Genomic DNA, 24719 nt, shown 5'->3' on the forward strand with positions numbered 1-24719 from the left:
GCGCCCCTTTTTGCCATTCCATCACTGGCACGCCAGCCCCGGATTGTCGGACAGTCCCACCCCAGAGCCTTCCCGCGAACCAAGTCGGGCCGGCCCGAGGGTTAAAAAGCGTCTTATAAATGAAACACCGCCCTCGGCTATACTCCCCGCATTTCGACTTAGGCACGAGGAATCACTGTGAAGAACTGGACGTTGCGCCAACGCATTTTGGCGAGCTTTGCGGTGATTATCGCCATCATGTTGCTGATGGTCGTCGTCTCGTATTCACGCTTGCTGAAGATCGAGGCCAGTGAAAGCAGCGTGCGTGACGACGCGGTTCCCGGCGTTTATTACAGCTCGATGATTCGCGGTGCCTGGGTCGACAGCTATCTGCAGACCCAGGAACTGCTCGGCCTCAAGGAAGGGCAGGGCATCAGCAGCGAAGATGCGGCGGACTACAAGGCGTTCGAGACGCGCCTGCAAGAGCAGATGGCCAACTACCGCAACACCGTCACCACCGACGAAGACCGGGTCGAGTTCGCCGCGTTCGAGAAGGATCACGACACCTACATGCAGATTCAGGATCAGGTACTCGATCTGCACAAGCGCAATCTGGAAGCCGAAGCGGTCAAGCTGTTCACCGAGAAGCTGACCCCGGCCTGGTACACCGGCCGCATGAAACTCAACGACATCATCGGCGAAAACAAACGGGTCGCTGATCAGGCCATGGCCAACATCGACGAAGCCGTGGCGGCGGCCAAGGTCAGCATGTTCGTCTCGCTGCTGGTGGCCGTGCTCGCGGCCGGTGCCTGCGGTCTGCTGCTGATGCGCGCGATCATGGCGCCGATGAACCGCATCGTGAAAATCCTCGAAATCATGCGTACCGGAGACTTGAGCAGCCGGCTGAATCTGGATCGCAAGGACGAGTTCGGCGCGGTGGAAACCGGCTTCAACGACATGATGACCGAGCTGACTTCGCTGGTGTCCCAGGCCCAGCGCTCCTCGGTGCAGGTGACCACTTCGGTGACCGAAATCGCCGCCACCTCCAAGCAGCAACAGGCCACCGCCACCGAAACCGCGGCCACCACCACCGAAATCGGCGCGACCTCACGTGAAATCGCCGCCACCTCGCGGGATCTGGTGCGCACCATGACCGAAGTGTCCACCGCCGCCGATCAGGCCTCGGTACTCGCCGGTTCCGGCCAGCAAGGCCTGGCGCGCATGGAAGACACCATGCACTCGGTGATGGGCGCAGCCGATCTGGTCAATGCCAAACTGGCGATCCTCAACGAGAAGGCCGGCAACATCAATCAGGTGGTGGTGACCATCGTCAAGGTCGCCGATCAGACCAACCTGCTGTCGCTCAACGCTGCCATCGAGGCCGAGAAGGCCGGCGAGTACGGGCGTGGTTTTGCCGTGGTCGCCACCGAAGTACGGCGTCTGGCGGATCAGACCGCCGTCGCCACTTACGACATTGAGCAGATGGTCCGCGAGATCCAGTCGGCGGTGTCTGCTGGCGTGATGGGCATGGACAAGTTCTCCGAAGAAGTGCGCCGGGGCATGGCCGAAGTGCAGCAGGTCGGCGAGCAACTGTCGCAGATCATCCATCAGGTGCAGGCGCTGGCGCCGCGGGTGTTGATGGTCAACGAAGGCATGCAGGCCCAGGCCACCGGTGCCGAACAGATCAACCATGCGCTGGTGCAGTTGGGCGACGCCAGCAGCCAGACCGTCGAGTCGCTGCGTCAGGCCAGTTTCGCCATCGACGAACTGAGCCAGGTGGCCGTCGGGCTGCGCAGCGGCGTTTCGCGATTCAAAGTCTGATGAGCGAAGTCACCGCCAAACGCAGCGCTGCGCCGGTGGCGAAGCAGGCGTTGTTCCTGCTGTTTCGCATCGGCAGCGAGCGTTACGCCTTGCGCGCCACCGAGGTGGCGGAAGTGTTGCCGCGCCTGCCGTTGAAGCCGATTGCCCAAGCGCCGAACTGGGTCGCCGGGGTGTTCGCCTATCGCGGTGCGGTGGTACCGGCCATCGACCTCAGCGCGCTGACTTTCGGCCATCCCGCCGAGGCGCGCACCAGTACGCGGCTGGTGCTGGTGCATTACCGTCCGGATGAACAGCAGCCGTCGCGCTGGCTCGGGCTGATCCTTGAGCAGGCGACCGACACCCTGCGCTGCAATCCCGAGGATTTTCAGCCGTATGGCCTGGACAATCGTCAGGCACCGTACCTCGGCCCGGTGCGCGAAGACGCCCAAGGGCTGGTGCAATGGGTACGGGTCAACGACCTGCTGGATGACGCGGTGCGCAGCCTGCTGTTTCCGGCGCCGCTTGGGGCGCAGTCATGAGCAGCGACCAGCGTTTTTTCGATTTCCTCAAGGAACGCATCGGCCTGGATGTCACCTCGGTGGGGCCGGCGATCATCGAGCGCGCGGTGCGCCAACGCACCACGCTCTCGCAAGCGGCGCACAGCGATGAATACTGGCAACTGCTGCAAGGTTCGCGGGACGAACAGCAGGCGTTGATCGAAGCGGTGATCGTCCCCGAAACGTGGTTTTTCCGTTATCCGGAATCCTTCGCCACCCTCGGCAAACTGGCGCGCAAGCGTCTGGACGAATTGAACAACATGCGTGCGCTGCGCATCCTCAGCCTGCCGTGCTCGACCGGCGAGGAACCCTATTCGATTGCCATGGCCTTGCTCGATGCCGGGCTCAAGCCGCATCAGTTCAAGGTCGACGGCATGGACGTCAGCCCGCTGTCGGTGGACAAGGCGCGACGGGCGTTGTACGGCAAGAACTCGTTTCGGGGGCAGGATCTGGATTTTCGCGAGCGTCATTTCACCGCCGAGCCGGAGGGGCATCGGGTCAACGAAGCGGTGCGCGAGCAGGTGCGCCTGCAGGCCGGCAATGTGCTGGATCCGACGCTGCTGGCGGGTGAGCCGCCGTTCGATTTTGTGTTCTGCCGCAACCTGCTGATCTATTTTGACCAGCCGACGCAGAAGCAAGTCTTCGAAGTGCTCAAGCGTCTGACGCACGTTGATGGCGTGTTGTTCATCGGCCCGGCCGAGGGCAGTCTGCTCGGGCGCCTGGGCATGCGTTCGATCGGTATTCCGCAGTCGTTCGCCTTCAGTCGGCACAATGATCCGCTGCCGGAGCCGGTGTCATTGCCTACCCCCACGCCATTGCCCGTGCGCCAACCGCTGCGCAGTCCGCCGCCAGTATCGCCACCGGTGCGTCCGCGGCCGTTTGCCAGCGTTGCACCGTTGCCCGTCAGCAGCAAAAGCGCCAACCCGGACGCGGCGACCTTGCTCGCCAACATCGCCGCGCTGGCCAACGAAGGCAAAAGCGCCGAGGCCCGCGCGGCATGCGAGCAGTATCTGCGCAGTCACGAACCGGTGGCGCAGGTGTTCTATTGGCTCGGTCTGCTCAGCGATGTTGCCGGTGCCGCGCTCGAAGCCCAGAGTCATTACCGCAAGGCCTTGTACCTTGAACCGCAACACCCCGAAGCGTTGATGCACCTGGCCGCCTTGCTGCAGGCCCAGGGCGACAGCGCCGGTGCCAGACGATTGCAGGAACGCGCCGCCCGCAGCGGCCGCACCGCCGACAGTGAGCGTAAACGATGATCCCGTCCGACACTTTGAACGTCACCCACGAAGACGCCCGGGCCATCGATGATTGCTGGAACCGTATCGGTATTCATGGCGATAAGTCGTGCCCGTTGCTGGCCGAGCATATTCATTGCCGCAACTGCGCGGTGTATTCCGCCGCCGCCACGCGCCTGCTGGACCGTTATGCATTGCAGCAGGACGAACGCGATCCGGTCGCCGTGGCGGTCGAAACCGATGTGAAAACCCGTTCGCTGCTGATGTTCCGCCTCGGCGAGGAATGGCTGGGGCTGGCCACCCGCAGCCTGGTGGAGGTAGCGCCGCTGCAGGCGATTCACTCGTTGCCGCACCAGCGTTCGCGGGCCTTGCTCGGCGTGGCGAACGTGCGCGGCGCGCTGGTCGCGTGCCTGTCGCTGGTCGAGTTGCTCGACCTTGATGGCAACGCCGCACCGGCCACTGGCGCGCGGATCATGCCGCGCATGCTGATCATCGCCGCCCACGGCGGACCGGTGGTGGTGCCGGTGGACGAGGTCGACGGCATCCACGCCATCGATGAAAAAATTCTCGACGCCGCGTCGCGTGCCGGCGGTGAGCACAACAGCACGGCCAGCGCCAAATACACCCGTGGTGTCCTGCATTTCCGGGGGCGCAGCCTGCGTTGGCTGGATGAAGAACAGCTGCTGTCCGCCGTGACCCGGAGCCTCACATGACCCCCGAGCAAATGCGCGACGCCTCGCTGCTGGAGCTGTTCAGTCTTGAAGCCGAAGCCCAGACCCAGGTGCTCAGCAGCGGGCTGCTGGCGCTGGAGCGCAACCCGACTCAGGCCGACTATCTGGAATCGTGCATGCGTGCGGCGCACTCGCTCAAGGGCGCGGCGCGGATCGTCGGTATCGACAGCGGTGTCAGCGTCGCCCATGTGATGGAAGATTGCCTGGTCAGCGCGCAGGAGGGGCGGCTGTTGCTGCGTCCCGAGCACATCGATGCGTTGTTGCAGGGCACCGATCTGTTGATGCGCATCGCCACGCCGGCCAATGCTCCGCAAGCGCCGGACATCGAAGCGTATGTGGCGTTGATGGGACTCCTGCTCGACCCTTCGGCAGCGCCCACAGTGGCGCCACCGCCGATGGCCGAGTTGCAGATGCAGGCGCCGCCTGCGCCTGCACCGATTGAAACCCCGGCGCAAGTGATCGAGACACCGCTGGAAACCTCCGACCCGGCCCCGCGCAAGAGCAAGCGCACCACCGAGGGTGGCGAACGGGTGCTGCGGGTCACCGCCGAGCGCCTGAACAGCCTGCTCGACCTGTCGAGTAAATCGCTGGTCGAAACCCAGCGCCTCAAGCCGCATCTGGCGACCATGCAGCGCCTCAAACGCATGCAGAATAATGGCCTGCGGGCACTGGAAAGCCTCAACGTACATCTCAAGGAACATGCGCTGAGCCTTGAGGCCCAGGAAGCCCTTGAAGATGCGCGGCGCTTGCTGGCCGAGTCTCAGCAATTACTCGCGGAAAAGAACGCCGAGCTCGACGAGTTCGCCTGGCAAGCCAGCCAGCGCGCCCAGGTGCTCTACGACACTGCGCTGGCCTGCCGCATGCGCCCGTTCGCCGACGTGCTCACCGGTCAGGTGCGCATGGTTCGAGACCTGGGGCGCAGCCTCGGAAAACAGGTGCGGCTGGAGATCGAGGGCGAGAAGACCCAGGTCGATCGCGACGTGCTGGAAAAGCTCGAAGCGCCGCTGACTCATTTGCTGCGCAACGCCGTTGACCACGGCATCGAAACCCCGGAACAACGCTTGCTCAAGGGTAAGTCCGAAGAAGGCCTGATCCGCCTGCGTGCCTCGCATCAGGCCGGTTTGCTGGTGCTGGAGTTGAGCGATGACGGCAATGGCGTCGATCTGGAAAAGGTCCGCCGCAGCATCGTTGAACGCCAATTGTCACCGGCAGAAACTGCCGCGCAGTTGAGCGAAGAAGAACTGCTGACCTTCCTGTTCTTGCCGGGCTTCAGCCTGCGCGACACGGTGACCGAAGTGTCCGGGCGTGGCGTCGGCCTCGACGCGGTGCAGCACATGGTGCGGCAACTGCGCGGCGCGGTGGTGCTGGAGCAGACGGCGGGCGAGGGCAGCCGCTTTCATCTGGAAGTGCCGCTGACCCTGTCGGTGGTGCGCAGTCTGGTGGTCGAAGTCGGCGAGGAGGCTTATGCGTTTCCGCTGGCGCATATCGAACGCATGTGCGATCTGGAGCCACAGGACATCGTGCAGATCGAGGGCCGTCAGCATTTCTGGCACGAAGGTCGGCATGTCGGGCTGGTCGCGGCCAGTCAGTTGCTGAATCGTCCGGCCAGTCAGAGCAGCGGCGAAACCCTCAAGGTCGTGGTGATTCGCGAGCGTGACGCGATCTACGGGGTGGCGGTCGAGCGGTTTGTCGGCGAGCGCACGCTGGTGGTGCTGCCGCTGGATGAGCGACTGGGCAAGGTTCAGGATATTTCCGCCGGGGCGCTGCTCGACGACGGTTCGGTGGTGCTGATCGTCGATGTCGAGGACATGCTGCGCTCGGTGGACAAACTGCTCAACACCGGGCGTCTGGAGCGTATTGCTCGCCATGGCAATCAGGCCGCCGAAGTGGCGCGCAAACGGATTCTGGTGGTCGATGACTCGCTGACCGTGCGCGAGTTGCAACGCAAGTTGCTGCTCAATCGCGGCTATGACGTGGCGGTCGCGGTGGACGGCATGGACGGCTGGAACGCGCTGCGTTCGGAGGACTTCGATTTGCTGATCACCGACATCGACATGCCGCGCATGGATGGCATCGAACTGGTCACCCTGTTGCGCCGCGACAACCGCCTGCAATCGCTGCCGGTGATGGTGGTCTCGTACAAGGATCGTGAAGAGGACCGGCGTCGTGGACTGGACGCTGGCGCCGACTATTATTTAGCCAAGGCCAGTTTTCATGACGACGCCCTGCTTGATGCAGTGGTTGAGCTCATTGGAGGAGCGCGGGCATGAAAATCGCAATCGTCAACGACATGCCCCTGGCGGTGGAGGCTTTGCGCCGTGCGCTGGCCTTCGAGCCGGCGCATCAGGTGGTCTGGGTCGCCAACAACGGCGCCGAGGCGGTGCGGTTGTGCGCCGAAAACACCCCGGATCTGATCCTGATGGACCTGATCATGCCGGTCATGGATGGCGTCGAGGCCACGCGACGGATCATGGCCGAAACCCCGTGCGCGATCGTTATCGTCACGGTCGACCGTCAGCAGAACGTGCACCGGGTCTTCGAAGCCATGGGCCACGGCGCGCTGGACGTGGTCGATACCCCGGCCATTGGTGCGGGGAACGCGCAGGAAGCGGCGGCGCCGTTGCTGCGCAAGATCCTCAACATCGGCTGGCTGATCGGCGAGAAAACCCCGCGCTCGCGCCCGGTGCCGACGCCCCACCGCAGTTCGGCGTCGTGCAAGCGGCTGGTGGCGATCGGCTCGTCTGCCGGCGGACCGGCCGCGCTGGAAGTCCTGCTCAAGGGCCTGCCACGCCATTTCTCGGCCGCCATCGTGCTGGTGCAGCACGTGGATCAGGTGTTTGCCGCGGGCATGGCCGAATGGCTGGCCAGCGCCAGTGGCCTCGATGTACGCCTGGCCCGCGAGGGCGAGCCACCGCAGGCCGGCGCGGTGCTGCTGGCCGGCACCAACCACCATATTCGTTTATTGAAAAACGGCACGCTGGCCTACACCGCCGAGCCGGTCAACGAGATCTACCGGCCTTCGATCGACGTGTTTTTCGAAAGTGTCGCCAGCTATTGGAACGGTGATGCCATCGGGGTTTTATTGACCGGGATGGGACGCGACGGGGCGCAAGGGCTTAAGCTCATGCGCCAGCAGGGTTATCTGACCATCGCGCAGGATCAGCAAAGCAGTGCGGTGTACGGCATGCCCAAGGCAGCAGCGGCGATCGATGCGGCCGTCGAAATCCGTCCACTGGAAAAGATAGCGCCACGATTGCTGGAGGTATTCCCCAAATGAACAGGCTATTCCGCAATCCTGGCCCCCGCAGTACTCAGGTGACCGCCCATGAATGATTTACAGATCGACGACATTAAAACCGACGAAAACGCCGCCATGGTGTTGTTGGTGGACGATCAGGCGATGATCGGCGAAGCCGTGCGCCGTGGGCTGTCGAATGAAGAGAACATCGACTTCCACTTCTGCTCCGATCCGCACCAGGCCATCGCCCAGGCGGTACGGATCAAGCCGACGGTGATTCTGCAGGACCTGGTGATGCCCGGCCTCGACGGCCTGAGCCTGGTGCGCGAATACCGCAATCATCCGGCGACCAAGGACATCCCGATCATCGTGCTGTCGACCAAGGAAGACCCGCTGATCAAGAGCGCGGCGTTCTCGGCCGGGGCCAACGACTATCTGGTGAAACTGCCGGACACCATCGAGCTGGTGGCGCGCATCCGCTATCACTCGCGCTCCTACATGACCCTGCTGCAGCGGGATGCGGCGTACCGTGCGTTGCGCGTCAGCCAGCAGCAGTTGCTCGACACCAACCTGGTGCTGCAACGGCTGATGAACTCTGACGGCCTGACCGGGCTGTCCAACCGCCGGCACTTCGACGAGTACCTGGAGCTGGAATGGCGCCGCTCGCTGCGCGACCAGAGCCAGTTGTCGTTGCTGATGATCGACGTCGATTACTTCAAGTCCTACAACGACAGCTTCGGCCACGTCGAAGGCGACGAGGCGCTGCGCAAGGTCGCCACAGCGATCCGCGACGCCAGCGCCCGACCGTCGGACCTGCCGGCCCGCTACGGCGGTGAAGAGTTTGCGCTGGTGCTGCCGAACACCTCGCCGGGCGGCGCACGCCTGGTGGCGGAGAAACTGCGCCAGACCGTGGCGGCGCTGAAGATTCCGCACAACACCCCGAGCGAAGGGGCGAGCTTGACCATCAGCATCGGTCTGGCGACCATGGTGCCGCAGGCGGGCAGCGATTGCCGGCTGCTGATTTCGGCGGCGGATCGCGGGTTGTATCTGGCGAAAAACAACGGGCGTAATCAGGTGGGTATCGAATAGCCCACGCAAACCCCCTGTGGGAGCGAGCCTGCTCGCGAAAGCTGCCGCACGGGAGACATTGATGTTGTCTGATGCACCGTCTTCGCGAGCAGGCTCGCTCCCACAATGGATCGGCGGTATGTCAAGTGAATCGCCTTAACAGCCGCCAGACGGGCTGCCGTGACAGCGTGATTACGTTATACTCGCCGGCTTTCAAAAGTTCGCCAACGAGTGCTGCCCGTCATGGAAATCAACCCGATCCTGAACACCATCAAGGACCTGTCCGAGCGCTCCGAAACTATTCGGGGGTATCTTTGACTACGATCAAAAGCATGAGCGTCTGATCGAAGTCAATCGCGAGCTTGAAGATCCTGCAGTCTGGAACAAACCTGAATACGCCCAGGAACTGGGCCGCGAGCGAGCATCGCTGGCGCAGATCGTCGACACCCTGGATGAGCTGTCCAGTGGTCTGGCCGATTCCCGCGAGCTGCTCGACATGGCCGTTGAAGAAAACGACGAAGGCGCGGTAAACGACGTCGTTGAACTGCTTCAAGGGCTTGAAGAGTCACTGGCCAAGCTTGAATTCCGCCGCATGTTCAGCCACGAGATGGACCCGAACAACGCCTACCTGGACATCCAGGCCGGCTCCGGCGGCACCGAGGCCCAGGACTGGGCCAACATCCTGCTGCGCATGTACCTGCGCTGGGCGGACAAACGCGGTTTCGACGCGACCATCATGGAACTGTCGGCCGGTGAAGTCGCCGGTATCAAAGGCGCGACCGTGCACATCAAGGGCGAATACGCCTTTGGCTGGCTGCGTACCGAGATCGGCGTGCACCGTCTGGTGCGCAAGAGCCCGTTCGATTCCGGCAACCGTCGCCACACCTCGTTCTCTGCGGTTTTCGTCTCGCCAGAGATCGACGACAAGGTCGAAATCGAAATCAACCCGGCAGACCTGCGGATCGACACCTATCGTTCCTCCGGTGCCGGTGGTCAGCACGTAAACACCACCGACTCGGCCGTGCGTATCACCCACGTACCGACCAACACCGTGGTCAGCTGCCAGAACGAACGTTCCCAGCACGCCAACAAGGACACCGCCATGAAAATGCTGCGGGCCAAGTTGTACGAGCAGGAAATGCAGAAGCGCAACGCCGCTTCCCAGGCCCTGGAAGACACCAAGTCGGACATCGGCTGGGGTCATCAGATCCGTTCGTACGTGCTCGACGCGTCGCGGATCAAGGACTTGCGCACCAACATTGAACGCAGCGACTGCGACAAGGTGCTCGACGGCGACATCGACGAATACCTGGAAGCCAGCCTGAAATCGGGGCTGTAAAAGACGCACGCAGGGTCGCTGATGCAACGCGATCCCTGTAGGAGCCAGCCCTGCTGGCGATTCCCGGGCCGCCAGGCCCGGGGGCAACGAACCTGATGGAATATCTGAAGACATGAGCGACCAACAACTCGACCCGCAAGCCCTGCAACAGGAAGAAAACTCCCTGATCGCCCTGCGCAAGGAAAAGCTGGCTGCCGAGCGCGCCAAGGGCAACGCCTTCCCGAACGACTTCCGCCGCGAAAACTACTGCGAAGATCTGCAGAAGAAATACGCGGACAAGACCAAGGAAGAGCTGGCCGAGGCTGCAATTCCGGTCAAGGTTGCCGGTCGCATCATGCTCAACCGTGGCTCGTTCATGGTGATCCAGGACATGACCGGTCGCATCCAGGTCTACGTCAACCGTAAAACCCTGTCCGAAGACACCCTGGCCGCCGTCAAGACCTGGGACATGGGCGACATCATTGCCGCCGAAGGCACCCTGGCGCGTTCCGGCAAGGGCGACCTGTACGTCGAAATGACCAACGTGCGCCTACTGACCAAGTCACTGCGCCCGCTGCCGGACAAGCACCACGGCCTGACCGACACCGAACAGCGCTACCGTCAGCGTTACGTTGACCTGATCGTCAACGAAGACGTGCGCCAGACGTTCCGCGTGCGTTCGCAAGTGATCGCGCACATCCGCAGCTTCCTGATGAAGCGCGACTTCCTCGAAGTCGAAACGCCGATGCTGCAGACCATTCCTGGCGGCGCCGCAGCCAAGCCGTTCGAAACCCACCACAACGCGCTGGACATGGAAATGTTCCTGCGTATCGCGCCTGAGCTGTATCTGAAGCGTCTGGTGGTTGGCGGTTTCGAGAAAGTGTTCGAGATCAACCGCAACTTCCGTAACGAAGGCGTTTCGACCCGTCACAACCCTGAATTCACCATGTTGGAGTTCTATCAGGCTTACGCCGACTATGAAGACAACATGGACCTGACCGAAGAACTGTTCCGTGAACTGGCACAGCTGGTGCTGGGCAGTACCGACGTGCCTTACGGCGACAAGGTGTTCCACTTCGGCGAGCCGTTCGCCCGTCTGTCGGTGTTCGACTCGATCCTCAAGTACAACCCTGAGCTGACCGCCGATGACCTGAACGACATCGACAAGGCGCGCGCCATCGCCAAGAAGGCCGGTGCCAAGGTGCTGGGCTTCGAAGGTCTGGGCAAGCTGCAGGTGATGATTTTCGAAGAGCTGGTCGAGCACAAGCTGGAGCAGCCGCACTTCATCACTCAGTACCCGTTCGAAGTGTCGCCGCTGGCCCGTCGTAACGACGAGAACCCGAACGTCACCGACCGTTTCGAGCTGTTCATCGGCGGCCGTGAAATCGCCAACGCCTACTCCGAGTTGAACGACGCGGAAGACCAGGCCGAGCGCTTCATGGCGCAGGTGGCCGACAAGGACGCCGGCGACGACGAAGCCATGCACTACGACGCCGATTTCGTGCGCGCGCTGGAGTACGGCATGCCGCCAACGGCCGGTGAAGGTATCGGCATCGACCGTCTGGTGATGTTGCTGACCAACTCGCCATCGATCCGCGATGTGATCCTGTTCCCGCACATGCGACCGCAAGCGTAAACGTTTCAGTTAAAAAGCCGCCTAAAACAGGCGGCTTTTTATTGCCTGTCTGGTACAAATGTATCAATTGGTTAATTTTGCAATAGCAGAGGAAGTCCAGTCGTGATGGTTGCAATCGCTCAAGAAGGTGCAGCGGGTATCGCCACTGCGGTCGCTGAAAGTGTTCAGTACCAAGGCCGCAAGGCCAGCCGACAGGGCAGTGAGCAGCGTCGACAGGACATTCTCGACGCGGCGATGCGCATTGTCGTGCGTGACGGCGTGCGCGCCGTGCGCCACCGTGCGGTGGCGGCCGAGGCCGGTGTGCCACTGTCGGCCACTACTTATTACTTCAAGGATATCGATGACCTGCTCACCGATACTTTCGCCCAATACGTCGAACGCAGCGCGGCCTACATGGCCAAGCTGTGGATCAACAACGAAGGCCTGCTGCGCGAGATGGTCGTCAGTGGCGACGGCAGCCCCGAGTCGCGCTCGCAACTGGCGGACGACATCGCGCGGCTGATGGCCGACTATGTGCACCGGCAACTGGCCAATCGTCGCGAACACCTGATGGCCGAGCAGGCGTTCCGCCAGGAAGCGCTGCTCAACCCGCGGCTGGCGGATCTGGTGCGCTCGCATCAGCAGATTCTGCTGCAAGGCACCTGCCAGTTGTTCCAGGTGCTTGGCTCGCGTGAACCGCAGCAGGATGCCAAGGTGTTGACGGCGATTATCGGACGGATGGAATATCAGGGCCTGCTCAACGACGCCGAGCCTTTGGCCGAACAGGACATGCTCGGGATTCTGACGCGGTACATGCATCTGGTCCTGGCCTCGGTCTGATAGCCGACGCAGATCCCCTGTGGGAGCGGGCTTGCTCGCGAATGCGGTATCACATTCAACGCTTCAGTTGACTGACCCACCGCCTTCGCGAGCAAGCCCGCTCCCACAAGGGACTGAGCCGATCATCAGGGCGACGCGTGTTCATAGGGAGTATTGAATGAAAGCCTGGCGTGGCGTGCTGATCGCCTTGTCGTTCCTGCTGCTCAGTGGCTGTCTGGTGACCTTCAAGGATCCGCTGCCTGCCAGTGACCCGGCGCCCAAGGGCCTGCTGGGCACGTGGTCGAGCACCAATGCCTGGGGCGAACCAATGAACCTTGAGCTGACCCGCGTCGGCAACGATCGCTATCAGGCCGTCACCTGGTTCAAGGCCCGGCCTCACGAGCGCGAGGCGTACCCGTTCACCGTGTCGCGCCATGGCAGTCGCTGGTACCTGTCGGCGAAAGTGCCGGCGCGTTACGGTGGCCAATACACCATCGCCGGTTTCGAACTCACCGACAAACACGAGCTGGTGGTGTACAACCTCGACCTCGAACAGATCAATCAGGCGATCAAACAGCAAGCCCTTGACGGCAAGGCTTTCCAGACTGAAGACGACGGCGACGGCGTGCAGGTCGACAGTCGCCTCGACAAGGTCTTTGCTTACCTCGACGATCCGGCCAATTCCGATGTCTTCGTCGAGGCCGCGCGCTATCAGCGCCAGGCCCGCGCCAAATAATTCAGTTTTCTACAGGAGTTTCGGGTGGACGATTACCAGCAGACGATACGCACGCTGTCCGATCGCATTGTGCTGGCGCAGACGCCGATCCGCGTGCTCGATGCGGTGAAGTGGGACGAGAACATCCGCAAGGGCTTTCTCAAGGCCAAGGGCAAGGAAATGCCGGCGGTGGATCGCGACTACTACCTCAATCGGCCGCTGTCCTTCGATTCGAGCAAGGTCAAACTGGAATTCCAGAACATCGAGCGCGACATCACCCGCCAGCTCGGCCAGTTCAACCCGGTCGGGCAGATCATGCGGCGCATGTGCAAGGAATACCGCATGGTGGTGCGCATGCTCGAAGCGCGCGGCACCGAGGATTTCGGCCTGATCTCCCAGGAACTCTACGGCGCCGCCTCCGATGCGTTCCACGCCGGTGACCCGACCCTGGCCGACCTCGGCCTGATGATGTCCGACTACCTGAACAACATTGATGGCCGTGGCGACCTGAAGGACGAACCGAAGATCCTCACCGCCAAGGATGCCGTGCACCTGCTGCAAACCCGGTTGAACAAGGTATTTGGCGAGGCCGAGGAAACCATCCGCGTGTTCGAGTCCGACGGCATCGTCGCCGACGCGGCGGCAGGCGCCGACTACATCAAGATCCGCACCGACGCGCTGTTCAACGACCGCGACGTGCGTGCACTGGAAGTCCACGAAGGTCTGGTGCACGTCGGCACCACGCTCAATGGCTTGAACCAGCCGATCTGCACCTTCCTGTCCAAAGGCCCACCGTCGTCGACGGTGACCCAGGAAGGCCTGGCGATCCTGATGGAAATCATCACCTTCGCCTCCTACCCGAGTCGCTTGCGCAAACTGACCAACCGCACCCGTGCCATTCACATGGTCGAGGAGGGCGCGGACTTTTTGCAGGTGTTCGAGTTCTTCCGCGAACAGGGCTTTGAAATGGCCGAAAGCTACGGCAACGCCAGCCGGGTGTTCCGTGGTTCGACCCCGACCGGTCTGCCATTCACCAAAGACTTGTCCTATCTCAAGGGCTTTATCATGGTTTACAACTACATTCAGTTGGCCGTGCGTAAGGGCAAGCTTGAGCAGGTACCGCTGCTGTTTTGCGGCAAGACCACGCTGGAGGACATGCGTACCCTGCGTCAGTTGGTCGATGAAGGTCTGGTGGTGCCGCCGAAATATCTGCCGGAGCAGTTCCGCGACATGAACGCGCTGTCGGCGTGGATGTGCTTCTCCAACTTCCTCAATCACTTGAGCCTGGACCGGATCGAGGCGGATTACTCCAACATCCTCTAATCCACACACAAATCCCTTGTAGGAGTGAGCCTGCTCGCGATAGCGGTGTATCAATCAACATAAATATCGACTGACACACCGTTATCGCGAGCAGGCTCACTCCTACAGTTTTTGACGGTATTCCAATTCGAATTCTGCGAGGTTTCACCGGATGAGAATCCTCGGCATCCTTTGCCTGCTCCTGACCCTCAGTGGTTGCAGTTCGTTGTTGTTCTACCCCGAACCGGGCCAGATCTTCACCCCGGAAAAAGCCAGGCTCGAATACCGCACCGTCACACTGGTCACGGCGGATGGCTTGAAGCTGAACGCCTGGTGGCTGCCAGCCAAACCTGGCGTCGAAGTCAAAGGCACAGTCCTGCACCTGCACGGCAACGGCGGCAACCTGCCGATGCACCTCGGCGGCAGTTGGTGGTTGCCGAAAAACGGCTATCAGGTGCTGCTGGTGGACTATCGCGGGTATGGCTTGTCCGAGGGCAAGCCGAGCCTGCCGGCGATCTATCAGGACATCGACGCTGCGTTCGCCTGGCTCGACAAGGCGCCAGAAGTCAAAGGCAAACCGCTGATCCTCCTCGGCCAGAGCCTCGGCGGCTCGATGGCCGTGCATTGGCTGGTGCAGCACCCGGAGCGGCAGAAGCAACTCAAGGCCTTCGTGCTCGACGGTGTGCCCGCCAGTTATCGCAGCGTCGGCCAGTACGCCCTCAGCACTTCATGGCTGACCTGGCCGTTTCAGGTGCCGCTGTCGTGGCTGGTGCCGGACGGCGACAGCGCGATCAACTCGATGCCGCAGCTCACGGGCGTGCCGAAGCTGATCTTTCACAGCATCGACGACCCGCTGGTACCAATGTCCAACGCCATCCGCCTGTATCAGGCTGCGCCGCCACCGCGCGTGCTGCAGCTGACCCGCGGCGGCCATGTGCAGACCTTCGGCGACCCTGTCTGGCGCCAGGTGATGCTGCGCTATCTGGAAGATCCCGAACATTTCAACGGCCTGCGCCGCCTCGGCGAGATCCCGAATTATCCGCAACCCCCGAATTCTGAAGATGAGAGTCCGCAATGACTGAAGAACGTAACGCCATCCCGCTGATCATCACCGGTATCTGCAGCATCCTCGGCACCGTCGGGGCGCTGTGGTACTACGGTTACCTGCACTTCGCCAAACCCGAGGATGCGCTGCTGCTCAACGAATTCACCATGCTCAAGACCGTGCCGGGCGAAGACTACAAAGTCTCGCTCGACCCGGCGCCGCAAGTGGCGCAGTGCATCGATGGCGTGCTGGTGCTGTTCGACACCGAGCAGAAAGGCCTGACCGGGGTGCTGATCAATGCGCAGAAAAAAGCCGTGCGCTGCATGGGTGAAGAGACTCCGCAGAAGCTGGAGGAGTGATTCTGCAGGTTCAGCCCTCACCCTAACCCTCTCCCTGTGGGAGAGGGGACTGACCGAGGGGGCCGCAATTTCAGCTCCCACCAAAAAAGCCCCGCCTGATCACTCAGGCGGGGCTTTTACGCTAGCGCGTGTTGCTTAGTTCGAGCTGACTGCCGAACGTGGCATCACTGGCTGGTTGTCGTTGGAAATGGTCACTTCCACACGACGGTTCATCGCACGACCGGAAACGCTGCTGTTATCAGCAACCGGGTATTCCTTGCCATAACCCTGAACCACAATGCGCGAAGGATCTACGCCCATCTTGATCAGAGCGACTTGTACCGAGGTAGCACGACGCTCGGACAGCGACTGGTTGTACGAAGCCGCGCCGGTGCTGTCGGTGTAGCCTTCAACGATCACTTTGCGATCAGGATTTTCCTGAAGGAATTGCGCCAGTTTGTTGATGTTCACCAGACCGCTGGATTTCAGGTCAGCCTTGTTGGTGGCGAACAGCACGTCACCGAAGGTCACCAGGGTACCGCGATCGGTCTGCTTGGCGTTCAGGCTCTGCTGCAGTTGTTTGATCTGCTGATCACGAGCGTCCAGACGCGCTTGGGCACGTTGCGCGGCAGCGTTTTTCAGGTTGTTTTCAGCGGTGCGCAGGGCGATGGTCTGCTTGGCCACTTCCACGCGCTGGTTGGTCAGGTAGGCCAGTTGGTCAACCTTGGCTGCGTCTTGCTTGTCCAGATAAGCCTTGTCGGCTTTGTCCAGGTAATCGCTGGCGTCCTTGGTTTCCAGGGCAGCGACTTTGCTCGCCTGTGGGTTGGCCTGCAGGCCGGCGTAGTTGGTGCGCGCCTGTTCCAGGTTCGGGTTAGGCGGAGTAGAGCAGGCAGCCAGGGCAACGCTTGCGGCCAGAAGAGCGGGGATCATCAGTTGCTTACGCATAATTTGTCGTCCTTTCTATCGATAAAAGTTTCAGCTTTGCGATTCTGGATGCGCGCTTACTGCACGGTGCGCTGACTTTCCTGACGCAGTTCCTGAACACCTTTCTGGGAATCCTTCACAGCCTGTTCGGCCTTGGCAGCCTGAGCCTTGCGTTCTGCTACGCGAGCGTCCCATTCGGCTTGCTCGGCGAGGGTGCGAGCCTGCTCATACTTCTTGTCGTGCATGGCAATTTCGGCTTGCTTGAGCTTGTCCTGAGCCTGCTTCATTTCCACTGCAGCGAACTCGGTACCACCAGCGCTGACGGCGCTGTTGACGGCCGATTGAGTCACGGCGTACTGCTCGGTCGGCGGGTTACCGGCGCAACCGGCCAGAACGAAGCTGGTACCGATAGCCAGAGCAGCCAGTTTCAGACCGCGCAGGTGGGAGAACGAGGTTTGGGTCTTCATGGTCTTCAACTCCATTGTTTAACTCCTGATAAAACCGAAAATCCATCCTGGTCGAGGAGCCGCAAGCGTCGTGTAAAAGCGCGTTTTTGAAACGCTCGTTCCAGGCGTGGTTACAGCTTCCGACCGGAGGCGTTTTTCAAAAGTTCAGAAAAGATGGCCTATCGCCAAATTTTTTTTTGACCAAACGGACAAGGCTCTAAACCGGGAACTTTGGAGGCGGGGAGAGGTACGCGCGGGGAAAAAAGGCAATTTTCCAGATGAAAACACGACCCCTGTGGGAGCGAGCTTGCTCGCGAATGCGGTGAATCAGTCGCTATCAATGTCGGCTGAAATACCGCATTCGCGAGCAAGCCCGCTCCCACAGTTTGATGGGGTTGTGTCAATGTTTTTGCTTGCCGGCAGCGGCGGATAAATCCTGCAGATGCCGGCGAGAAAGCGCCAGAAAACGCGGTGTCGGCCCGACGTCTTCATACAGCGGATCACCTTCCTCATCAGTCGCCACCACCGTCGAGCCTTTCACATACGGCAGGCTCGCCTCGAACTCTTCGAGCGCGGCGCCGATCAGTTCGCCGAGCAGTTCTTCCGGGTGGCGTTTGGGGTACATCTCGGCAATCGCCGCCAGTCGCGCAGCGGCCTCGACGTCCAGATGAATCGTGTAGCCGGTGTCGGTCAGGCGACCCTTGGCGTTTTCTTCCCAATGCTGGGCGAGTTCACGAATTTTCATGATGACCTCATTTCGCGCCTGCTCGTGGCAGGCCTGGGTGAGTGTCCGGCGGGGCCGGCGGCAAGCCGTTGTACGGCTTACTGTTGAGACTAGCTTCAAGCCACAAGGTTTAAAGTCCCTTCGTCGTCTGCTTGTAAGAAGCGCCGTAGAGCGGCACTCTCTGGGCAAAGCATTCGTTTCTGCGCCGTCCCGATTAACGCTGGAGAACTGCTGATGACCGATATTGATGCACGCTTGCGCGAGGACGTTCACCTGTTGGGTGAGCTGTTGGGCAATACCATCCGTGACCAGTACGGTGAGGAATTTCTCGACAAGATCGAGCAGATTCGCAAGGGCGCCAAGGCCGACCGCCGTGGCTCGATGGACGCCGAACTCAGCGCCAGCCTCAATCAGTTGAGCGAAGACGAACTGCTGCCGGTGGCGCGGGCGTTCAACCAGTTTCTCAACCTGGCGAACATCGCCGAGCAGTATCAGCTGATTCATCGCCGCGAAGAGTCGCAGCCCGCGCCGTTCGAGTCCCGCGTGCTGCCGGAACTGCTCGCCCGCCTGCGCAACGAAGGCCACAGCGCCGAATCCCTGGCCCGACAACTGGCGCGCCTGGAAATCGAACTGGTGCTGACTGCCCACCCGACCGAGGTGGCGCGGCGCACCTTGATCCAGAAGTACGACGCGATCGCTGCGCAACTGGCCGCCCAGGATCATCGCGATCTGACCAGCGCCGAGCGCGAACAGATCCAGAACACCCTGCAACGGCTGATCGCCGAAGCCTGGCACACCGAAGAAATCCGCCGCACCCGGCCGACCCCGGTCGACGAAGCGAAATGGGGCTTTGCGGTGATCGAACACTCGCTGTGGCAGGCGATTCCCAACCACATGCGCAAGGCCGATAAGGCGCTGTATGAAGCGACGGGCCTGCGCTTGCCACTGGAGGCGGCGCCGATTCGCTTTGCCTCGTGGATGGGTGGCGACCGCGACGGCAACCCGAATGTCACGGCCGCAGTGACCCGCGAAGTGCTGTTGCTGGCGCGCTGGATGGCTGCCGACCTGTATCTGCGCGATGTCGATCACCTGGCGGCCGAGCTGTCGATGCAGCAGGCCAGCGATGCGCTCAAGGCCAAGGCCGGCGACAGCGCCGAACCTTACCGGGCGGTGCTCAAGCAATTGCGTGAACGCCTGCGCGCCACGCGCAACTGGGCGCACGCCTCGCTGAGCGCAACAACGCCAGCGCCAGCCGACGTGTTGCACAACAACCGCGATCTGCTCGATCCGCTGGAGCTGTGCTTCAACTCGCTGCACGAGTGCGGCATGGGCGTGATCGCCGACGGGCCGTTGCTCGATTGTCTGCGCCGGGCGGTAACCTTCGGCCTGTTCCTGGTGCGCCTCGATGTGCGTCAGGACTCGACGCGGCATAGCTCGGCGATGACCGAAATCACCGACTACCTCGGCCTCGGTCGCTACGAAGACTGGGATGAAGAACAGCGCATCAGCTTCCTCACCCGCGAATTGAGCAATCGTCGCCCGTTGTTGCCGGCGCATTTCAAACCGTCCGCCGACACCGCTGAAGTGCTCGCCACTTGCAAGGAAATCGCTGCCGCACCGGGCGCCTCGCTGGGTTCCTACGTGATCTCGATGGCGGGCGCCGCCTCCGACGTGCTGGCGGTGCAACTGCTGCTGAAAGAGTCCGGCGTGCTGCGGCCGATGCGCGTGGTGCCGCTGTTCGAAACCCTCGCCGACCTCGACAACGCCGGGCCGGTGATGGAGCGTCTGTTGCTGTTGCCGGGCTACCGCGCAAGGCTGCAAGGCCCGCAGGAAGTGATGATCGGTTACTCCGACTCGGCCAAGGACGCCGGCACCACCGCGGCGGCGTGGGCGCAATATCGCGCGCAGGAGCGGCTAGTGGAGATCTGCCGCGAGCAGCAAGTCGAACTGCTGTTGTTCCACGGTCGCGGTGGCACCGTGGGCCGTGGCGGCGGTCCGGCGCACGCGGCGATCCTGTCGCAGCCGCCGGGGTCGGTGGCGGGGCGTTTTCGCACCACCGAGCAGGGCGAAATGATTCGATTCAAATTCGGCCTGCCGGACATCGCCGAACAGAACCTCAATCTGTATCTGGCTGCCGTGCTGGAAGCGACGTTGTTGCCACCACCGCCGCCAACGCCCGAATGGCGATACCTGATGGATGAACTGGCCGCCGATGGCGTCGCCGCGTACCGCGCCGTGGTGCGGGAGAATCCGCAGTTCGTCGAGTATTTCCGCCAATCGACGCCGGAGCAGGAACTGGGGCGCTTGCCCCTTGGCAGCCGTCCGGCCAAGCGCCGTGCCGGTGGGATCGAGAGCCTGCGGGCGATTCCGTGGATCTTCGGCTGGACGCAAACGCGGCTGATGCTGCCGGCGTGGCTCGGCTGGGAAACTGCGCTGAGCAAGGCGCTGGAGCGCGGCGAAGGCGAACTGCTCGGGCAGATGCGCGAACAGTGGCCGTTCTTCCGCACCCGTATCGACATGCTGGAAATGGTCCTGGCCAAGGCCGACGCTGACATCGCGCTGTCGTACGACCAGCGTCTGGTCGAGCCGGACTTGCTGCCGTTGGGCGCGCAGTTACGCGACCTATTGTCGCAGGCGTGTGCGGTGGTGCTTGGTCTGACCGGGCAGTCGCAGCTGCTGGCACATAGCCCGGACACCCTGGAATTCATCCGTCTGCGCAACACTTATCTTGATCCGCTACATCTATTGCAGGCCGAGCTGTTGGCCCGATCACGGCAGCAAAATGTCGAGCAGGGCAGCCCGGTGGAGCAGGCGCTGCTGGTGTCTGTGGCGGGGATTGCCGCCGGGTTGCGCAATACCGGCTAAGGTTTTTGCGCTGGTATCGGGCGCCCGGTGCACAGCCCGGGTGCCGCTTTGTACACAGGGAGAAAGTGCGGTCAGGCGACAGTTAGTGATGGGGTTGCGACTTGGGTTACCGCGTCGCGAGGTCGCGGCGGGCGCCGGTTTCTCCGACTTTTGGCGTCTTGTGTGGGCGCAGCCTGCTGTGTATCTTGATCAGCCTTTGGCCGTTTGTGCGGCCACGACCCGTTTTTTAAGATTGGCCCAAAGAGGCGAATCCCGTTGTTTTCTATATAAAAAATTGAGGAGCACATCGATGCGCGTCATTCTGCTGGGAGCTCCCGGGGCCGGTAAAGGTACTCAGGCTAAGTTCATCACCGAGAAATTCGGCATTCCGCAAATCTCCACCGGCGACATGCTGCGTGCAGCGGTCAAGGCTGGCACTCCGCTGGGCGTTCAAGCCAAGAGCATCATGGATGCCGGCGGCCTGGTGTCGGATGACCTGATCATCGCGCTGGTGCAGGATCGCATCGCTCAACCAGACTGCGCCAACGGCTTTCTGTTCGACGGTTTCCCGCGCACCATTCCACAGGCCGAAGCGCTGGTAACTGCCGGTGTCGAGCTGGACGCCGTGGTTGAAATCGCGGTTGAAGACGAAGAAATCGTTCAGCGTATCGCCGGTCGTCGCGTTCACGAGGCCAGTGGCCGCGTTTACCACATCGTCTACAACCCGCCGAAAGTGGCTGGCAAAGACGACGTTACCGGCGACGATCTGGTGCAGCGCAAGGACGACACCGAAGAAACCGTGCGTCATCGCCTGTCGGTCTACCATTCGCAAACCAAGCCGCTGGTGGACTTCTACCAGAAGCTTTCCGCTGCCAACGGCAAGCCGAAGTACAGCCATATTCCGGGCGTTGGTTCGGTTGAAGCGATCACCGCCAAGGTGCTCGAAGCGCTGAGCTGAAAAAGCTGATCGGCTGCATCATCCACGGCCCGCTTGCGGGCCGTAGTTGTTTATACTGACGCACTTTTTCTCCCACCTGTTTTGGATACATCGATGAGCACCTTGCTGGCCCTGGACACCGCGACCGAAGCTTGCTCCGTTGCCTTGCTGCATGACGGCAAGGTCACGAGCCATTACGAGGTGATCCCGCGTCTGCACGCGCAGAAGCTGCTGCCGATGATCCAGCAACTGCTGGCCGATGCCGGCACCACGCTGCAAGCGGTAGACGCCATCGCGTTCGGTCGCGGGCCGGGTGCGTTTACCGGTGTGCGGATTGCCATCGGTGTGGTGCAAGGTCTGGCGTTCGCGCTGGATCGTCCGGTGCTGCCGGTGTCGAACCTTGCCGTCCTGGCGCAACGTGCATATCGCGAACACGGCGTGAGCCAGGTCGCGGCGGCTATCGATGCGCGGATGGATGAAGTGTATTGGGGCTGCTACCGCGAAACGGCTGGCGAGATGCGTCTGGTCGGCGTCGAGGCGGTACTGCCGCCGGAAGTCGCGGCGCTGCCGGGCGATGCCAGCGGTGAGTGGTTCGGTGCAGGTACCGGTTGGGGCTATGGCGAGCGGATCGCGGTCAACCTCACCGGCTCCGATGCCGGCATGCTGCCTCACGCCGAAGACCTGCTGACCCTGGCGCGGTTTGGCTGGGAGCGCGGCGAGTCGATCCCTGCCGATGACGCGCAACCGGTTTACCTGCGCGACAAAGTCGCCACCCCCAAGGCTCGCTGATTCACCACAAAACCTGTGGGAGCGGGCTTGCTCGCGAAGAGGCCATGTCAGTCTCTATCCAGGTGCCTGACACACCGATTTCGCGAGCGAGCCCGCTCCCACAGGTCCGGTGTTCAATTAAAGTCACTGCCAATCGTCAGTTTCCAACCCCGCGCTTTAAACCTTTTGCGCTTTATGTGTTCTAGTTATCACTCGGCAATTTGCTAAGTCGGTCAAGTGCCGCTAAATTGCCATCATCGATACCGAGCATGAAATTATGCGTATAGACGGCCTCTCCTCTCAGTCCTACCCCATCAAGCGCAAGCCTCGCAAAGGCAATGTGGCGCTGGATGAATCCGTCGACGATATCGACGGCGAGCTGGAATTCCCGACTGAAGAGCAACTGGCCGCCCGCGCTGCCAAAGCCTCCGCACAACGCCTGGCCAATCTGCCCGCCCGTCAGCAAGACATGATTTATCACCGCGCCATGAGCAAAAGCGTAGCGATGGCCCTGGCCAGCTACCTGAGCACCGCCGGTTTTGTCGATTGGGATGCGGATGTGCTGGGCCTCGACCTTTACATCTGATGGATCTGCCTTACTACCTCGGTTGTCCGTCCTGGAGTGAAAACGCCTGGCGCGATTATCTGTACCCCGAAGACGCCAAGACCTCCGACTTCCTCGCTCTCTACTCCCAAGTGTTCAATGCCGTCGAAGGCAACACGACCTTCTACGCCAGCCCCTCGCCGGCCACCGTGCAGCGCTGGGCCGAGACCATGCCCGAACACTTTCGCTTCACTGCCAAGTTTCCCGGCGACATCAGCCACAGCGGTGATCTGCGCGATCAACTGACCGCCGCCGAAACCTTCGTAAATCTTCTCAGCCCGCTCGGCGAACGTGTTTCGCCGCTGTGGCTGCAACTGTCGAAAAGCTTCACCCCGCATCGACTGCCGGAGCTGACCGCGTTCATCGACGCGCTGGACCGGCCACTGGCGGTGGAAGTGCGCCACGAGCAGTTCTTCGCCAAGGGCGAGAGCGAACGCCTGCTCAATCGCCTGCTGCTGGATCGTGGCGTGGAACGTATCTGCCTCGATCCACGGGCGCTGTTCAGTTGCCTGTCGACCGAGTCTTCGGTGATCCACGCGCAATCGAAAAAGCCGCGGGTGCCGACGCGGCCGGCGGCGTTTACCCAGTTCCCGCAGGTGCGCTTCATTGGCCACCCGGAGCTGGAAGCCAATGATCCGTTTCTGGTGCCGTGGGTGGCGAAAATCGCCGAGTGGATCGAAGAAGGCCGCACGCCGTACATCTTCCTGCACACCGCCGACAACGTCATGGCGGCGAAGCTGGCGCAACGTTTTCACGCACAACTGATGCAACGTTTGCCTGGCCTGCCATCCCTGCCTGAGCTATACAGAGAACCCGCCGCCGAGCAACTCGGCTTGCTCTGAAGGCGGATTTTTCCCCTGCCCAGGAGCCTGCCGATGGACGCCCACGCCCTTCAAGAACAAACCCGCAAAGCCCAGGCCTTCAAGGCCCTGCACGAGCGTCCGGGGATTTTTGTGATTCCCAATCCGTGGGATGCCGGCTCGGCGAAGATGCTCGCCAGTCTGGGCTATCAGGCGTTGGCGACCACCAGCGCTGGTTACGCGTTTTCCCAGGGCAAGGCCGACGGCGCCCTGAGTCTCGATGACACTTTGGCCAACGTCCGGGCGATTGTCGCGGCCACGGATTTGCCGGTAGCGGTGGATCTGGAAAACGGTTTCGCCGATGACCCCGCCGAATGCGCGAAAAGCCTGTTGCGTGCCGCCGAGGCCGGCGCGGTCGGTGGTTCGATCGAGGACGCCACGGGCCGTGCCGACGCGCCGATCTATTGCTTTGAACACGCCGTGGCACGCATCGAAGCCGCCGTCGCTGCGGTGCGCACGCTGCCATTTCCCTTCATCTTGACCGCCCGCGCGGAAAACTACCTGCACGGTAATCCCGATCTCAACGACACCATTCGCCGCCTGCAAGCCTTTGCCGAGGCGGGCGCCGACGTGCTGTATGCGCCGGGTTTGCGCAGCGCCGAAGAGGTGTTGGCGGTGGTGCGCGCGGTGGCGCCAAAACCGGTCAACGTGCTGATGTCCGGCGGTTTGAAACTGACCGTGCAGCAGCTTGAAGAGATGGGTGTGCGGCGCATCAGCACCGGTTCGGCGCTGGCCTTGGCAGCGTTCGGCGAGTTCTTCCGCGCGGCTGAAGAAATCCAGCAGCGCGGGACGTTCGGCTTTACGTCGCAGTCGATGCCGTACGCCAAGGCCAATCAGTTCTTCAAAGGCTGA

The 24719-nt window shown here is 61.8% G+C and carries 23 protein-coding genes; 20 read left to right on the forward strand and 3 right to left on the reverse strand.

The features are described from left to right. The first annotated feature begins 177 nt into the window (after nt 1-177). From ACOYXG_RS04905 to ACOYXG_RS04970, 14 genes are all read left to right on the forward strand, one after another. Nucleotides 178-1800, forward strand: coding sequence for a methyl-accepting chemotaxis protein (locus tag ACOYXG_RS04905; RefSeq protein ID WP_007964198.1), 1623 nt, complete (start codon nt 178-180; stop codon nt 1798-1800). Next, nucleotides 1800-2318: a chemotaxis protein CheW gene (locus ACOYXG_RS04910; RefSeq protein ID WP_027610993.1), complete on the forward strand. Its 519-nt coding sequence runs from the start codon at nt 1800-1802 to the stop codon at nt 2316-2318. Before ACOYXG_RS04905 ends, ACOYXG_RS04910 begins: the two co-directional genes overlap by 1 nt. After that, nucleotides 2315-3592, forward strand: coding sequence for a CheR family methyltransferase (locus tag ACOYXG_RS04915; RefSeq protein ID WP_460356237.1), 1278 nt, complete (start codon nt 2315-2317; stop codon nt 3590-3592). The genes ACOYXG_RS04910 and ACOYXG_RS04915 overlap by 4 nt, the downstream gene beginning before the upstream one ends. Further along, nucleotides 3589-4284, forward strand: coding sequence for a chemotaxis protein CheW (locus tag ACOYXG_RS04920; RefSeq protein WP_460356240.1), 696 nt, complete (start codon nt 3589-3591; stop codon nt 4282-4284). Before ACOYXG_RS04915 ends, ACOYXG_RS04920 begins: the two co-directional genes overlap by 4 nt. Further along, nucleotides 4281-6572 carry a response regulator gene (locus ACOYXG_RS04925; protein WP_460356243.1) on the forward strand — a complete coding sequence of 764 codons (2292 nt, stop codon included), beginning with the start codon at nt 4281-4283 and terminating at the stop codon, nt 6570-6572. Before ACOYXG_RS04920 ends, ACOYXG_RS04925 begins: the two co-directional genes overlap by 4 nt. After that, a complete protein-coding gene (gene cheB, locus ACOYXG_RS04930; RefSeq protein ID WP_007964205.1) occupies nt 6569-7579 on the forward strand; it encodes a chemotaxis response regulator protein-glutamate methylesterase in 1011 nt (336 codons plus the stop codon). Before ACOYXG_RS04925 ends, cheB begins: the two co-directional genes overlap by 4 nt. A 48-nt stretch (nt 7580-7627) precedes the next feature. After that, entirely contained in the window at nt 7628-8629 is a 1002-nt protein-coding gene (locus ACOYXG_RS04935; protein WP_007964207.1) for a response regulator, read from the forward strand. Between the two features lie 222 nt (nt 8630-8851). Then, nucleotides 8852-9947 (forward strand): peptide chain release factor 2 gene (prfB, locus tag ACOYXG_RS04940; protein WP_096795805.1). Its coding sequence is split into 2 segments (ribosomal slippage): nt 8852-8923 and nt 8925-9947, totalling 1095 coding nucleotides; the frame shifts between segments, so codons are not numbered across the junction. Nucleotides 9948-10059: 112 nt separating this feature from the next. Further along, a complete protein-coding gene (gene lysS, locus ACOYXG_RS04945; RefSeq protein ID WP_003222049.1) occupies nt 10060-11562 on the forward strand; it encodes a lysine--tRNA ligase in 1503 nt (500 codons plus the stop codon). A gap of 105 nt (nt 11563-11667) precedes the next feature. Then, nucleotides 11668-12381, forward strand: coding sequence for a TetR/AcrR family transcriptional regulator (locus ACOYXG_RS04950; RefSeq protein ID WP_096795806.1), 714 nt, complete (start codon nt 11668-11670; stop codon nt 12379-12381). Nucleotides 12382-12538: 157 nt separating this feature from the next. After that, complete coding sequence (locus tag ACOYXG_RS04955) at nt 12539-13096, forward strand: hypothetical protein (protein WP_027610998.1); 558 nt, start codon at nt 12539-12541, stop codon at nt 13094-13096. Nucleotides 13097-13120: 24 nt separating this feature from the next. Continuing rightward, nucleotides 13121-14398 (forward strand): flavohemoglobin expression-modulating QEGLA motif protein, encoded by a 1278-nt coding sequence (locus ACOYXG_RS04960; RefSeq protein ID WP_003222055.1) that lies wholly within the window; start codon nt 13121-13123, stop codon nt 14396-14398. Nucleotides 14399-14549: 151 nt separating this feature from the next. Further along, a complete protein-coding gene (locus ACOYXG_RS04965; RefSeq protein ID WP_460356247.1) occupies nt 14550-15455 on the forward strand; it encodes an alpha/beta hydrolase in 906 nt (301 codons plus the stop codon). Then, nucleotides 15452-15781 carry a hypothetical protein gene (locus ACOYXG_RS04970; protein ID WP_128615722.1) on the forward strand — a complete coding sequence of 110 codons (330 nt, stop codon included), beginning with the start codon at nt 15452-15454 and terminating at the stop codon, nt 15779-15781. Before ACOYXG_RS04965 ends, ACOYXG_RS04970 begins: the two co-directional genes overlap by 4 nt. Before the next feature lie 135 nt (nt 15782-15916). Here the strand turns inward: ACOYXG_RS04970 and ACOYXG_RS04975 are convergent, their stop codons facing one another. From ACOYXG_RS04975 to ACOYXG_RS04985, 3 genes are all read right to left on the reverse strand, one after another. Further along, a complete protein-coding gene (locus ACOYXG_RS04975; RefSeq protein ID WP_007964218.1) occupies nt 15917-16705 on the reverse strand; it encodes an OmpA family protein in 789 nt (262 codons plus the stop codon). A 56-nt stretch (nt 16706-16761) separates the two neighbouring features. Next, nucleotides 16762-17166 (reverse strand): DUF4398 domain-containing protein, encoded by a 405-nt coding sequence (locus tag ACOYXG_RS04980; RefSeq protein WP_007964219.1) that lies wholly within the window; start codon nt 17164-17166, stop codon nt 16762-16764. Between the two features lie 364 nt (nt 17167-17530). Further along, nucleotides 17531-17875 carry a hypothetical protein gene (locus ACOYXG_RS04985; protein WP_003222064.1) on the reverse strand — a complete coding sequence of 115 codons (345 nt, stop codon included), beginning with the start codon at nt 17873-17875 and terminating at the stop codon, nt 17531-17533. 213 nt (nt 17876-18088) lie between these two features. On the opposite strand from ACOYXG_RS04985, the gene ppc reads away from it, so the two are divergent. The 6 genes from ppc (at nt 18089) to ACOYXG_RS05015 (ending at nt 24719) form a co-directional block, all read left to right on the forward strand. Further along, the gene (gene ppc, locus ACOYXG_RS04990) at nt 18089-20719 is read left to right on the forward strand and encodes a phosphoenolpyruvate carboxylase (RefSeq protein ID WP_460356252.1); all 2631 of its coding nucleotides are present in this window, start codon (nt 18089-18091) and stop codon (nt 20717-20719) included. Nucleotides 20720-21008: 289 nt separating this feature from the next. Continuing rightward, nucleotides 21009-21656 carry an adenylate kinase gene (adk, locus tag ACOYXG_RS04995; RefSeq protein ID WP_003222067.1) on the forward strand — a complete coding sequence of 216 codons (648 nt, stop codon included), beginning with the start codon at nt 21009-21011 and terminating at the stop codon, nt 21654-21656. A gap of 93 nt (nt 21657-21749) precedes the next feature. Beyond that, on the forward strand, nt 21750-22424 hold the full coding sequence (gene tsaB / locus ACOYXG_RS05000) for a tRNA (adenosine(37)-N6)-threonylcarbamoyltransferase complex dimerization subunit type 1 TsaB (RefSeq protein ID WP_150370355.1): 675 nt from the start codon (nt 21750-21752) through the stop codon (nt 22422-22424). 256 nt (nt 22425-22680) lie between these two features. After that, the gene (locus tag ACOYXG_RS05005; RefSeq protein ID WP_003222071.1) at nt 22681-22989 is read left to right on the forward strand and encodes a hypothetical protein; all 309 of its coding nucleotides are present in this window, start codon (nt 22681-22683) and stop codon (nt 22987-22989) included. Next, nucleotides 22989-23849 carry a DUF72 domain-containing protein gene (locus tag ACOYXG_RS05010; RefSeq protein WP_115986522.1) on the forward strand — a complete coding sequence of 287 codons (861 nt, stop codon included), beginning with the start codon at nt 22989-22991 and terminating at the stop codon, nt 23847-23849. Before ACOYXG_RS05005 ends, ACOYXG_RS05010 begins: the two co-directional genes overlap by 1 nt. Nucleotides 23850-23882: 33 nt before the next feature. Continuing rightward, nucleotides 23883-24719 (forward strand): isocitrate lyase/PEP mutase family protein, encoded by an 837-nt coding sequence (locus ACOYXG_RS05015; protein ID WP_150370356.1) that lies wholly within the window; start codon nt 23883-23885, stop codon nt 24717-24719.

This window comes from Pseudomonas sp. G3-39 (genome assembly GCF_054790485.1).